The sequence below is a fragment of the Aquimarina discodermiae genome, assembly GCF_040786235.1.
Lineage (GTDB): Bacteria > Bacteroidota > Bacteroidia > Flavobacteriales > Flavobacteriaceae > Aquimarina.
In genome coordinates, this window is the sequence record NZ_JBFMKP010000057.1 from 1 (window position 1) to 12902 (window position 12902).

The following is a 12902-nucleotide window of genomic DNA, read 5'->3' on the forward strand; positions in this document are numbered from 1 at the left end:
TTAGAATTGGGCGAATTTGTCATTTTTTTATATCCCTGACAGTATATGGTCAGGCACTTGACAACAAGTCAAAGATAAAAAAAATAACGCCTCAGGTCATTTTTTAAATGAAATTGCCCTGGCTTTTAGAGGTGTGACTACATCGTATTTATTTTGAAGATGGTCGAAATATAGCTGTATAACTGTTAAATATTACATAAATATGTCACAATAACATAGGGAAACCGTAATTATGCTACGTCATAAGCATATATAGTAATATATAATGTTTAGGTAACCTAAGTTAAGGGGTACCCAAACGAAATAAAAATTTCAGTTCATACCTGAATAAATTGAAGCAATTATAGTTAGTATAAGTTGAGTTTGTGTAAATACAATTATGTTTCAATTAAGACTCCTGAGCGTAGTTAACTCAGGAGTCGTTTTTTTGTAGGTATTGATAGTATACCTATTTCTAAAGCAAAAATGGGATAAGAAACCAGTTAATCGTATTTTTATCGGGTATATAGTATTATAACACCATGAATCATATCAATAAAATAGAACATCTGGGTATTGCGGTAAACGATATCGAGCAGGCAAACGAGGTCTATGAAAAATTACTGGGTGTACCCCCTTATAAGCAAGAAGAAGTAGAAAGCGAGTCTGTAATTACTTCTTTTTTTAAGGTTGGGGATAGCAAAATAGAGTTATTAGCCAGTACCGATGACGAGGGACCTATTGCAAGGTTTATTGCCAAAAAAGGAGAAGGGATTCATCATATTGCTTTTGATGTAGATGATATCCAACTAGAACTGGATCGATTAGAGAAAGAAGGGTTTCGATTAATCAATAAAGTACCAAAACCAGGGGCTGATAATAAAATTATCGCTTTTGTACACCCAAAAAGCGCACATGGGGTGTTAATAGAGTTATGTCAGGAAAACACTGTAAAATAAATAGTTATATCTTGTAGTTGTATGTTGGAGGCTATTTTTTTTAAAATGATTTAAAATAATAGAAAAAAAGTTTGGCGTGTTTATATCAAATCTTTAAATTTGCCCTCCGTTTTAGGTCCCATAGCTCAGCTGGTTAGAGCACCTGACTCATAATCAGGGGGTCCTTGGTTCGAGCCCAAGTGGGACCACGCTAATAATCAAAGAGTTACGATAATTTTTCGTAACTCTTTTTTAGTTTTTTATCCTTTTTAGAAAAATTTGCTCGGTTTTTGCTCGGTTTTCACGGATCAATACCAAAAGTTGTGTTTATGCAAATATTCTAGTTAATCTAAAGAGGAAGAATTCTACATTTTTGACTCCTCTAAATTGTGCTCTAAAGGCTTTTATCTTTGCATTAAAAGATTCTGCTGAAGCATTAGTACTTCTATTTATAAAATAATTTAAGATTGACCTATAGTTTATAGTTATTGTATTTGCGATGGTATTAAAAGCTTTGAATCCTGTTTGTTCTACATCTTTATACCAGTGTGCTAGTTTGGTATATGCCGTTTGTATAGAATTTGCGGTATTGAATATATTTCTTAACCCTTGGACCAGATCCTATGCTTTTTTGATATCAGGATAGTGTTCAAATAGGATTTTAGATCTTATATATTGATGTTGAGTCCATTTGTTTGGTGCTTTATAGAGTAGATATCTACTTCTGGCTAAGAGTTGTTTTCTGGTATCTCCATTTTCAAAGGTTTCGGGTTGATATTCTATTTGTTTACTCTTAGCTTTCTGAATGTCCTGATTTTGCTTGTCAATAGCTTCCCATCGATGTTTAATTCTAATATCCTGTAGTGCTTCTAAAGCAAGTTTTTGTACGTGAAAGCGATCTGTGACCTGTATGGCCTTAGGAAAGCATTTCTTAGCAATGATCTTCATAGAATTAACCATATCTAAGGTGATCTCTTTTACTTTATCCCTAAGTGATTTTGGAATTTTAAGGAGTTGTTCTATGATAGGTTCTACCTTGGTTCCTGTTAGTATCGCCACAATAGCTCCTTTCTTGCCTTTTGCACTTTTATTGGTAATGATGGTATAAAGTTCTCCTTTAGAAAGAGCGGTTTCATCTATGGATAAACGCTTACCTATATTCTCAGGAAAAACAAGCCACTCTTTGGCGTGAGACTTATCTTTCCATTCCTTAAACTCACTAAGGTAATCTCGATATTGACGTTGTAATTTCTTACCATTGATTCCGTAAAAACTACCTATGGTATGACAATCATTAGCTCTGGTAGTTATTAAGTACTTTTAAAAAAGCAGCGAACTCTACAGTCATACGAGTTCCCTGGGCTACTAAATTCCAATCTCTTTGAACACGACTTGCTTAGTTGTCTTATTCAACCAGCGATTACGTTTAATATGAAAATAGACATTTTTGCCTCTCAATGGAAAGTCTTGGATCGTAATTTCTTTATGAAAACCATGAGAAATAACTATATCAGATGAAAACTCTTCTGGAAGATCTTTTTTCTCTTCAAAATAAAGATGAACAACGGTTTTATGTGTTTCATGTTTTGTAATGTCAAAATGAGTAACCAATAATTCTGGTAAAATCAACTTAAGTATATCTAGGTAGGGATCCAATTGCTGCTTTTTTTGACAAAGATCAAATTCTTATCTCAATTTACACACAACTTTTAGGAATGATCCTTCGTTTGTCGTTTTACAACATAAGCAGATAGAAAAATTGGATTAAGGTTGTTGCTATTCAGTGCTAAACTTAATTTGAAATCTTACTTTTACTAAGCTTCATATTAATTTTTGGTTAATGTAGCTATAAGTAGAGGATTAATATAATAATTACTTTTGCCAAGCTTATGCTTGTATATAACCTGATCTTCGGCAAGTTTATTCAAATAACCAGAGGCCGTAACACGACTAATATTGAGATCATTCATCAAAAATTCTATTTTGGTATAAGGTAATTTAAAAAGATGATTGAGTAGCTCCTGGCTATAAAACTTATAATTATCCCTAAGTATATTCTTCATTTTCATCATGTCCGATTTTATACCCTTGATCAATTCTATAGTATATAAGGATGTTTCTTCAACCGCTCTGATCATAAATAATATCCAAGACTCCCAATTTCCTAAATCTCTAACTTCTTGTAAAAGCTGATAATAATTACTTTTATGTTGTATTATGTATCTGCTTAGATATAAAATAGGAATATCTAGTAAACCTTCTAGTACCAGATATAGAATATTGATAATTCTACCTGTTCTTCCGTTACCATCATAGAAAGGATGTATACTTTCAAACTGAAAATGTACGATGGCCATTTTCACAATAGTATCGTAATCAGTAAGTGTATCGTCATTGATAAATGCAACAAGATTCTGCATTAAATCTTTTATTGCTTCAGTATGTTGAGGCGGTTCATAAACAATTTCACCTGTTTGTTGGTTTTTGAGATTGGTTCCGGGAAGTTTTCTAAAACCAGCTTTGTTTTTTTCCAAAACTTCTTGGATCTCTAATATGCCACTAATGTTTAAAATCTTTTTTTGGGATATGATTTCATATCCTCTTTTAAGAGCTAATGTGTAATTTTCTACTTCTTTTGCAGCTGGAGAGATAAAATCTTGAAATCCTAAAGAACTTTTATAGAGCTCATCATGAGTGGTTACTATATTTTCAACTTCAGAACTGTCTTTTGCTTCCTGAAAAGTTAATGTATTAATCAATATTTCTTGTCGAGGTATTGATTGAGCAACTCCTTTTAGTTCTGCCAAAGCACGATGGGCGCCTGCGAGAGCTTTTAATACCTTTTTAGTTTCTGGATCTCTATTATAGGGTAATAAGGAAGGTGTCCAACTCATAATAAGCTTTTCTGTTTTTCTTTACATATTGTAATTACGTGTAAAGATAATTCAATTTTCTTTACACGTCATATTGTTCGTGTAAAGTTTTTTCCATTTTCTTTATACGTTATGTGGTGATATGATAAACCCTACATATTTGCTATGGGTCTACTACCTCTAGATTGTGAATATTATATCTAAACCCAGTAACCCTATACCGATTTTTGGTAGTCACTGCATAATTATTTTGAAAGGTATCATCAACCTTAACCACTTCGATATTGATCCCAGCATCAAATAGCAGAGCGGTTCCTCCTCGTATGGTCTTTTGTGTAGTACGTTGAAAGATAACAATAAAGATGGTATCAGGGTGCTGTTTACGTAAACGATCAAAATCTTGTGACGGTAAACCTGTTTTATTCCAACTATCGATAATGATCACATCAAAATCTTTTGCTGTATTCGAAATGGTGGTATATCCCTCTGGAAGTTGATCGGTAATAAAAATATGATCTTGATTTTTGGGTTGTAGGTATTCTCCTTTCATTCGGGTGATCAGATCTGAACGACTTCCAATCTCCAGAGAAAAAATGGCAATCCGGTTTTTGATAGTGGCAAAGGCATCTGCCAGTTGATAAGTAAACCTGGTTTTTCCTCCTCCCTGATCTCCTTCTATAGTAATGGCTAATTCGAATTTTTCTAAATCTCCAAGTAATTCTCCAAGAGCTCCATCTAGTTTAAAAGTATTTTTTGTGCTTAGAGGCATTGGGCTGTTGATGGGTGTAAAAAGCCTATCTGTTTCTGATGGTTGCAATGGTATATGTATGCTACTCTTATCTTCTAGTCGTGAGATGTTTCCTAAACCTTCCATCTCATTATCTGTAATAATTCTTTGTAATGTTAATCTCCATTTTCTGTTAATCACAATTTTTACCTTTTCTTTTAAGATTAGGTTATTATGTTGTACAATCAGTTTTTGTTGGATCTGCTCGATATGTTGAGCATATAGAGATTCTTTGGTAATTTCTTTATGAGTAATTGCCTTTTGTAAATCAAAAATGTAGTTTCTTAGTGCATCTCTGGATTGTACGGTTTTATGCATTTTTAGAAACCTGGCTATAAAGTCCTTTTCTGTAGAGATGCCAGATAACATTTCCATGGGTTTTGTAATAGTATAATTAGCAGTAAGCATTTCTATTTTCTTTTTGTTTCTGGTTCCCTTGGTTACGGTAATGGTTTTTTCTATAGATTGTTGGTGCCACTTGTTTTTTTTGGTATACTTTTCTAAAATATCAGAAGGGTAACTACTCAATAAAAACTTTCCTTTAATGGTGCTAAGAAGTTGTAGAAGCTTCTCAAAATCCTGTAGTGTATATCCTTTATAATGCCCCATATCAGAATTGAAATAGGGAGGGTCGATATAGAAGAAAGTGTCCTTGGTATCTCTACTTTCTATAACTTTTAGGGCATCATTACACTCGATATCTACCAAATCCAGACGCTCGCAAATCTCTGTAATAAACCTATTCTTTTTATTAAGGATGGTTTTTGAAACTCCGTTCGATTGTCGTTCATAAGCATAACCACCAAATACCCTGGAAGAAAAACTCATATTGGTTTGCACCCAAAATGCCCATGCCCTTTTTACAGCATCTTTTTGGGTATTACTTTTTAATATTTCTGCTGCCTCTACATGTAGTTTTCTACTATGCGGAGTAGCCTGTACAAGTTTCTGAAGTTTATGAAACTGTAACTTACATACCCTATAAAAGTTAACGACATCTCCGTTTAGGTCATTGATTACTTCTACAGCACTGGGCTCTTTTGCAAAAAAGATGGCTGCTCCGCCTACAAAAGGTTCGCAATACAGCTTGTGTTTTGGGAGTAAAGAAAGAATTAGCTTCGTTAGGTTTTGCTTACCTCCGTAATAACTAATAGGGGTTTTGCTGATTTTACCCAATCCGTGCAATGGAGATTCCATTATAACCTCCCTTCTTTTTTAAGAAGTTTGGTAGCTCTTTTGATGGTATTGGTCCAGGGTTCGTTTTTCTTTCTAATCAGCTTAGCCTTTCTACTAATCATTGTAACCCTTCTGGTATTTGCAGATGTTCCTGTGGTAGATTTTCTTTTTGTGTTGAGTTTCATTACCATATGTTTTTATTGGTAATGATAAGAAGGTTGATAGAGTTGGTTTCGGGTTGAGATGTGATTAGATCTAATTTCCTATCTAAAAAGAACGAATCTCTTTAATCCACATAGTGGAGTTTAATTCTCCGAGGCTTGCCTCGAAATGTAAAAACTGTTTTTCCGCTGGATGCTTCGTGAGCTTGCTCCGAGGTAGTTGACTATAATTCCACTGAAAAGACTGCATTTGGTGATCAAAAAAATAGTTTTTTTAAAAAAGAGAGTTCATCTTTGAGAGTAGTGATCCTATGACTTATTCATTTGATTTCAATTCGAAGTAGTATGACGGAACAAAAGCCACCCAAAGTAAAAGCTAAAGTGCCCAAACCCGTACCGCGCAAAAAACCTGCGGTACCACTACAAAAACCGCAACCGGTATTGGTAAAAGAAGGTGAACCCAATACTCCTGTAGCTTTGGTAAGTCCGGCGACTACTCCTACTTCTTTTGCACCGGTTTCTAAGAAGAATACGATTTCAGCGCTAGCAAAAGATCCTTTTGTTCCTGCAAAAGATGTGCTGGATGCACAGTTTCCAACACCTGCAAAAAATCAATTTAACCTGGGCGATTATCCTCAATTTGCTAATGCAGGCGCAGCAAAAGAAGAAATTATAACTACTCCCAAGAGCTCATCAGAAGATCCAAATTTTGTAGCTATGGTAGGGGCCGTTAAGGCTACTGCCAATAGACAGCGTAAGCACGAACCTGCAACAACAGCATCAGTCAATGCGCAGAAAGCTGCTCCTTCACCCTCTAATGAACGTATGAGTACTGCACAGGCCAATCAGGTGGCGGTGATGGAAGAACAAGAAGCAGGAACTTTTAGTGCGGCAGATTTCAAAAAACAATTACAGAGCCGTATCGATGCAATGACGCTGCCCAAAAATGAGGAAGAGGCAGATAACTTTAAAGAAAATAATAATATAGATGAGGTGCAGTCTGCTGCTATGGGTGATGTAAGCACAGCACAAGACAATGCTTCTGGGGCGATCGCAGGAGCTGCCAATGCAGTACCTAACCAGGCCGTCGTACCGGTAAGAACAGTGGCTGCAATGCCTACGCCTATGAACGGTAAAAAACCGGCTACCATACCTACCGCTCAGGCAATGCCCCCCAAACGTTCGACAGTAGCGGTAGAACAGCCGATACAAGAGCAAACAGCTACGTTAGATACCCAGATGGAACAGCATGGTATCACCGATGCTACCCTGGCCAATTCTAATGAAGCTACTTTTAAAACAGCTCTGGAAGAGAAAAACGCGGCAAAAACACAAAGTACTGCAGCTACATCACAATTTAGAGCTACAGAAACGCAGCAGTTAACCAATGCACAGCAACAAAGCCAGCAACAAGCAAATGCCGCTACAAATGGTATGCATGCCAGCCGAGTGGCTGGGCTGGGTAAAGTTAGTGATAACCAACAACAAACAGCTACCAAAGATACCGCGGCTCGTAAAGCTGTAGCCGATAAAGTACAAAGCCTGTATGAGGGTACAAAGACCAAGGTAACTGCTATTTTAGATGCCTTAGACAAATCGGTAGCTGCCAAATTTGTAAGTGGGTCTAAAGCTGCGCAAAAAGTATTCGAAAGCCATATCGAAACAGAAATGGCAACCTATAAGAAAAATCGTTATGGAGATTCCTGGTTTGACCTGCGACAATTACGAAGAGTAAAAGATGCGGTGGTAGGATTACCGGATGAAGTAAACAAATTCTTTGAAAGCGGCCGAAAACTGTATATCTCGACCATGGATGGATACCTTACAGCCATTGCTAATTTGGTAGCCAAAGAGTTAAACAAAGCCAAGCAAACCATCAAAGATGGTAAAAAAGAGGTGCAGGACTATGTAAGTGGTTTGTCTCCTAATCTGCAAAAGATCGGGCAACAGGCAGCTAGTGATATACAGTCAAAATTCGATAGCCTCGAGCAGGATGTAGATAACAAAAAAGAAATGTTGATCGATACGCTGGCACAACAATATGCCGATAACCTGGCCAGTATCGATACCCAAATAGAAGAATTAAAAGCTGCCAATAGTGGCCTGGTGGGTAAAGCCCTAAGTGCGCTGCAGGGAGTATTTGATATCATTATCAAAGTAAAAAATATCCTAACCAATCTATTGGCCAGTGTAGTAGCTGCCGTAGGTGCTATTATCACCGATCCAATAGGATTCTTAAAGAACCTGATGACTGGGGTAGGCCAGGGAATACAAAACTTTACTACCAATATCGCTACCCATTTGCAAAGCGGATTAATAGGATGGTTAACCGGTACTTTGGGGTCTGTGAGTATACAAATCCCAGAAAATGTATTTTCACTTAAAGGTATTTTCTCGTTAACCACACAAATACTTGGTTTTACCTGGGATAATATACGTAGCGTAGGCGCCAAGGTAATTGGTGAACCTATTGTAAAAGCCCTAGAAACTGGATTTACCATGGTCAAGATCCTGCGAGAAGAAGGAATTGCCGGGCTGTGGGAACATCTTAAAGAACAATTCCAGGATCTAAAAGAAACAGTGATTGGCGCCATCAAAGAAATGATCATGAGCCAGGTGGTACAGGCGGGGATCAAATGGATCTTAGGATTACTATCACCTGTGGGTGCTTTTGTAAAAGCAGTGATGGCTATAGTAGATGTGGTAAAATTCTTTATAGAACGCGCCTCACAGATTGCAGAACTGGTGATTGCCTTTACAGAATCGATAGCCGCTATTGCAGCGGGTAAAGTAGGAGTCGTGGCCAAGAGTATAGAAAATGCATTGGGCAAAGCAGTACCGGTAGTAATTGGTTTATTGGCCTCTGTACTGGGGATTGGTGGGCTGGCCAACAAAGTACTGGGGCTGGTACGTAAAGTACGAAAACGCGTGCAAAAAGCACTTACCAAACTATGGCTCAAAATCAAAAAGGCTGGTAAAAAGATATGGCGTAAACTTGGATTTGGGAAGAAGAAAGGGAAAGAATCAAGAGAAGCAAAAAAGTCTGTTATTCTTCCTCAAGAATTTATAATGCATGGTCATCAGCACACTCTTTCCTACGAAAAGGGTGATATTATGATGCAGAGTGAAAAAGGTAATATAACTCATAAAATCAATGCAGCTATTAAATTTGTAGAGAATCATCCAGAAGCAGAGTTAATACAAGGTAAACAAGGGGAAATCTTAGAAGAGTTGAAAAAGTTAAAGAAAGAAAAAACTTCAGCTAATACCGCTTTAAGAAATGCATTGAAAAGAAAGAAAGAGGGAGAAGCAAAACAGAAAGCTATTCAAGATGCCAATGAACGTTTAGAAAATCTAGCAAATAATATTGAGTTGATTGGTAATAAGTATAAGCTTGTCGACCTTCAAGCAGAGTATGAGACAGAGGATTTCGGCGAAGAGTTAAAGGTAGGTTTACATGAATTAGAAGAAACTGAAAAACGAAGTGATGAACATCAAAGGGAATCACATCACGTAGCAGAAAATAAATTTATGGAACAGACTAAGGAGTTTTATGGAGAAGTAGGTAATACGTTATCTGTTAACTCTAGCTTTAAAGATTTAGGAGAAAAATTTATTGCTCGTCAAAAAGGAATTGAAGGAAGATTTCCAAAAGGTAAAAACTTATCCGCAATCTTAATTCATAAAGATACGCATAGATTGGCAGAGGGAGAGGCAGTTCATAGCATTGGTTTACAGCCACATGTAATGAAAGAAATTGAAACCTATACGGAAGAGACGAAAGAAATTGTTCTAATAGGTGCCGATTCTAAAACAAAAGTTAGGAGAGCTCAGATGACTGAAGGGTCTTGGAATGTTTTTATTAAAAATGTTTTCTTTATGACATCAAATCGAGAATTTGAAGTAAAGAATGACGATCAAGAATTGATTATAAAATCAGAAGGAAGTGATAAAAAAGCTCTTGAAAAAATCTCTGAAGAGATTAATGTAAGGCTAGAAGGTATTGAAACCATGGGGAAAAGAGATATTATTCGTAAAAAGAATGAAATAAGAGATTTAATTAATTTAACCGCTGAAAACGCATATAAAAATGCCTTAATTTCGGCTCTTTTAACGGTAAAAACGGCATTAAGTAAAAGTGATAAAGATGGGCCAAAAGAAAATCATCCAAAAGTATTGTCCAAATTGGAAGATTTGTCAAATAAAATATGGAGAAACAATATTGTTAAAGAAATTAGTTAGTAATGGAAGTAAATAACATTAGTAAAAAGTTAAAAGAGATATATTTAAATAAAAATACTGATGAAGCTTTAGGAGTAGATTTTATTGTATCTGATGAAATTGAAAGGGTGATTAAAATTTTTAAATTAGGATACTGGTCACTCATGCCTTTTGCATATGAAACTTATGATAGCTACGCAATAAAGTTATCACCTATGGTTGGTATTAATTCTTCACCAATTGTTAGTGTAAAGAATAATAACTCTAAAATTTTTTCACCAAAATTAGATTGCTTTTTGTTTTTCTTGCAGTTAAAATATATGAATTCTAATGATTCTCTTGAAGGGATAATTAAAGAATCTTGGGCAGATTTTAAAGATCTTTCCAAGTCATTTCTTGAATTTACTGAAAATAGCTCATTGGATTTTATAGAACAATATATTTACGGTAAGGAAATAAAGAAAATACTTGAGGATTCAGAGGAAGGGTTTTCTAAAGTTTATATGGATTTTTGGAATTATTATAATGATTCCCCTTCACAAAATGAGTATAATAAATTAGTCAATAATTTATTAAATGACTATAGATATTTACCAGAGAGTTTAGATGTTGATTATGGTATTTGGAACTCTAGAGTCAATAGTATTTTGGCTCAAAGAGCTTATGGAATGTTGAAAGCTGATTTTAAGTATAAAGAGAAATATTATTGGAAATATATTAGTCAACCTCATGGGTTTGATGCAGAGGGAGCAGAGTTCGCCATAATACCTAGTTCTAGCTCAGATACTTATTTGTCAATGAGTAGTATCGTAAATAAATTTGATACAAACCCTGATTTAGAGACTCAGTTTTCCGAAGAAATTTTAAGGCACCCACTTTTTGATGCTATTCAGGATTTAAGATTGAAACAACCAAATTATTTAGGAGAAAAACATGTTATAGCTGCTAAAATTTTAGAAACAGAGTACAATGATCCTTATACAGCTTGGAATGCTTTAGTAACGGCGAGTTATTGGGCAGGTCGTAACAATAGTAAAGCTATAGAACCTATGTGGGAAGCCGCAATTTATCTATCAGAAAAACACAATTGGACAGAAATTCATGAGGTATTGGTACAACAGTATGAATACTATAATCACTATAAAGATAAAGTCTAAAAAAAGAATACTAATTTCTTATAAAATACAACAGGCTATTACAAACCATAGAAGGGTTAAAAGATAAATGGGTTTCGCAAAGTTTCCTGACTCGCGGAAATCGTTTTGATTGATGATGGTATTAATTTAGCTATAGCAGAAAATATAAATAACAATGTTCTTTGAAAATATAGTGAAATAATAGAGCTCAAAGTCAGGAGACTTTAGCACAACGGGGTTAAAGGAATAAATGCTTTAGAAGTAGAAGTTATGGAAGCTGAAATTTTAAAACGAATTAACACTACCGGTGAAAAAGCTTATGAGAGTGCTTTGTTATCAGGAATAGAAACTGTTAAAGCAGCATTAAGTAAAAGTACGTTTGATGGTGATATTAATACACATAATAAAGCAATAGTCAAATTAAAAGTATTAGCTGAAAAGGTTTGGGCAAGAAAAATAGTTAAAGAAATAACCTAGTTTATAATGAAACTGAACAACTTACATCAAGATTTAAAAAAACTGTATCAAGATAATCAAGAAATAAAGAAATTATTCGCTTTTAGTTTTACATGTGATGATGAACATAAAAGATTAATAAAAATTTTCAAATCTGGATATTGGTCTGTCATGCCTTTTGCTTTTGAGTCATATAATAATTTCGCAGTAAGATTGGAGCCGAGAAATAAAATAAACGAATCTAGTATAGTCCAAATAAATAATTCTGATGGCGTTACCGTAGCTTCTAATTTAAAGACATTCATTCCGCTCAATAATATAAAATTTTTAAAGAAAATAGAATTGGTTAAAAATCATTTCTTAGCCAATAAAAATACAATTGAAGAGGTCTCTTTACTTTATAGAGAATACACAAAAGGAGAGGATTCTTTAGAGTTTTTTTATCAATATATTGCTGAGCAGGATAATCAAGAACGAATCGCTACGGGTAACGAAGGATATATGCAAATTACTTATTTAGACTTTTGGAATCACTATAATCATACTCCACATCAAAAAATGTACAGTGATTTAATAAACAAATTAGATCAAAATGAAGATTTTTATCCTGAATTTAAAGAAACGGAATATGGTCTATGGAATAGTAGAATGTATAATGCTTTAAGTAGAAGGGCTTACATTGATTATGATGCTAATTTTACAAAAAGAGAAAAACATCTATGGAAAAGTTTAACTCAGATTCATGGTTTTGATAGTGTAAATACAAGTTTTGGAATCATACCAAATCCAACGTCAGATTCTTCAAGATCTATATTAAGCATTATCGACGAGTTTGATTTAGATTTAAATAGAGTTTTCTCAGAAGAAATTGTTAAGCACATATTATATGATGCTGTTCAGGATTTACGAGTTCGTAAAAGAGGCTATATGGGAGAAAAACATGCAGAAGCAGCAGCTATTCTTGATACAGAATATAATGACCCTTATGCGGCTTGGGATGCTTTAGTAACAGCTAGTTATTGGGCTGGGCAAGCCGGTAGTAAAGCTATAGAGCCTATGTGGGAAGCCGCAATTTATCTATCAGAAAAACACAATTGGACAGAAATTCATGAGGTATTGGTACAACAGTATGAATACTATAATCACTATAAAGATAAAGTCTAAAAAAAGAATAC

The 12902-nt window shown here is 34.9% G+C and carries 9 protein-coding genes, 1 tRNA gene and 1 pseudogene; 6 read left to right on the forward strand and 5 right to left on the reverse strand.

Annotated elements, in window-relative coordinates; translation table 11 throughout:
• Nucleotides 1–521 precede the first annotated feature (521 nt).
• Complete coding sequence (gene mce / locus ABW636_RS22270) at nucleotides 522–938, forward strand: methylmalonyl-CoA epimerase (RefSeq protein WP_367592305.1); 417 nt, start codon at nucleotides 522–524, stop codon at nucleotides 936–938.
• A 114-nt stretch (nucleotides 939–1052) separates the two neighbouring features.
• Nucleotides 1053–1126, forward strand: a tRNA-Ile gene (locus tag ABW636_RS22275).
• A gap of 118 nt (nucleotides 1127–1244) precedes the next feature.
• Here ABW636_RS22275 and ABW636_RS22280 read toward each other — a convergent pair.
• From ABW636_RS22280 to ABW636_RS22300, 5 genes and pseudogenes are all read right to left on the reverse strand, one after another.
• Nucleotides 1245–2228, reverse strand: a pseudogene (locus ABW636_RS22280) (ISAon1 family transposase).
• A 54-nt stretch (nucleotides 2229–2282) separates the two neighbouring features.
• The gene (locus ABW636_RS22285; RefSeq protein WP_367592306.1) at nucleotides 2283–2573 is read right to left on the reverse strand and encodes an ISAon1 family transposase N-terminal region protein; all 291 of its coding nucleotides are present in this window, start codon (nucleotides 2571–2573) and stop codon (nucleotides 2283–2285) included.
• Between the two features lie 170 nt (nucleotides 2574–2743).
• On the reverse strand, nucleotides 2744–3811 hold the full coding sequence (locus tag ABW636_RS22290) for a Fic family protein (protein WP_367592307.1): 1068 nt from the start codon (nucleotides 3809–3811) through the stop codon (nucleotides 2744–2746).
• 142 nt (nucleotides 3812–3953) lie between these two features.
• Complete coding sequence (locus ABW636_RS22295; protein ID WP_367592308.1) at nucleotides 3954–5774, reverse strand: DNA adenine methylase; 1821 nt, start codon at nucleotides 5772–5774, stop codon at nucleotides 3954–3956.
• Entirely contained in the window at nucleotides 5774–5938 is a 165-nt protein-coding gene (locus tag ABW636_RS22300; protein ID WP_367592309.1) for a hypothetical protein, read from the reverse strand. Before ABW636_RS22300 ends, ABW636_RS22295 begins: the two co-directional genes overlap by 1 nt.
• A 321-nt stretch (nucleotides 5939–6259) precedes the next feature.
• Between ABW636_RS22300 and ABW636_RS22305 the strand changes: the two genes are divergently transcribed.
• The 4 genes from ABW636_RS22305 (at nucleotide 6260) to ABW636_RS22320 (ending at nucleotide 12891) form a co-directional block, all read left to right on the forward strand.
• On the forward strand, nucleotides 6260–10156 hold the full coding sequence (locus ABW636_RS22305) for a hypothetical protein (RefSeq protein ID WP_367592310.1): 3897 nt from the start codon (nucleotides 6260–6262) through the stop codon (nucleotides 10154–10156).
• Between the two features lie 2 nt (nucleotides 10157–10158).
• Nucleotides 10159–11292 (forward strand): hypothetical protein, encoded by a 1134-nt coding sequence (locus ABW636_RS22310; protein ID WP_367592311.1) that lies wholly within the window; start codon nucleotides 10159–10161, stop codon nucleotides 11290–11292.
• A gap of 249 nt (nucleotides 11293–11541) precedes the next feature.
• On the forward strand, nucleotides 11542–11748 hold the full coding sequence (locus ABW636_RS22315; RefSeq protein ID WP_367592313.1) for a hypothetical protein: 207 nt from the start codon (nucleotides 11542–11544) through the stop codon (nucleotides 11746–11748).
• A gap of 6 nt (nucleotides 11749–11754) precedes the next feature.
• Complete coding sequence (locus ABW636_RS22320) at nucleotides 11755–12891, forward strand: hypothetical protein (protein ID WP_367592314.1); 1137 nt, start codon at nucleotides 11755–11757, stop codon at nucleotides 12889–12891.
• Nucleotides 12892–12902 lie beyond the last annotated feature (11 nt).

Excerpts from the sequence above, each read along its gene's own strand:
- mce (WP_367592305.1), top strand. The coding sequence starts at position 522 with ATGAATCATATCAATAAAATAGAACATCTGGGTATTGCGGTAAACGAT.
- ABW636_RS22290 (WP_367592307.1), bottom strand. The coding sequence starts at position 3,811 with ATGAGTTGGACACCTTCCTTATTACCCTATAATAGAGATCCAGAAACT.
- ABW636_RS22295 (WP_367592308.1), bottom strand. The coding sequence starts at position 5,774 with ATGGAATCTCCATTGCACGGATTGGGTAAAATCAGCAAAACCCCTATT.
- ABW636_RS22300 (WP_367592309.1), bottom strand. The coding sequence starts at position 5,938 with ATGAAACTCAACACAAAAAGAAAATCTACCACAGGAACATCTGCAAAT.
- ABW636_RS22305 (WP_367592310.1), top strand. The coding sequence starts at position 6,260 with ATGACGGAACAAAAGCCACCCAAAGTAAAAGCTAAAGTGCCCAAACCC.
- ABW636_RS22310 (WP_367592311.1), top strand. The coding sequence starts at position 10,159 with ATGGAAGTAAATAACATTAGTAAAAAGTTAAAAGAGATATATTTAAAT.
- ABW636_RS22315 (WP_367592313.1), top strand. The coding sequence starts at position 11,542 with ATGGAAGCTGAAATTTTAAAACGAATTAACACTACCGGTGAAAAAGCT.
- ABW636_RS22320 (WP_367592314.1), top strand. The coding sequence starts at position 11,755 with ATGAAACTGAACAACTTACATCAAGATTTAAAAAAACTGTATCAAGAT.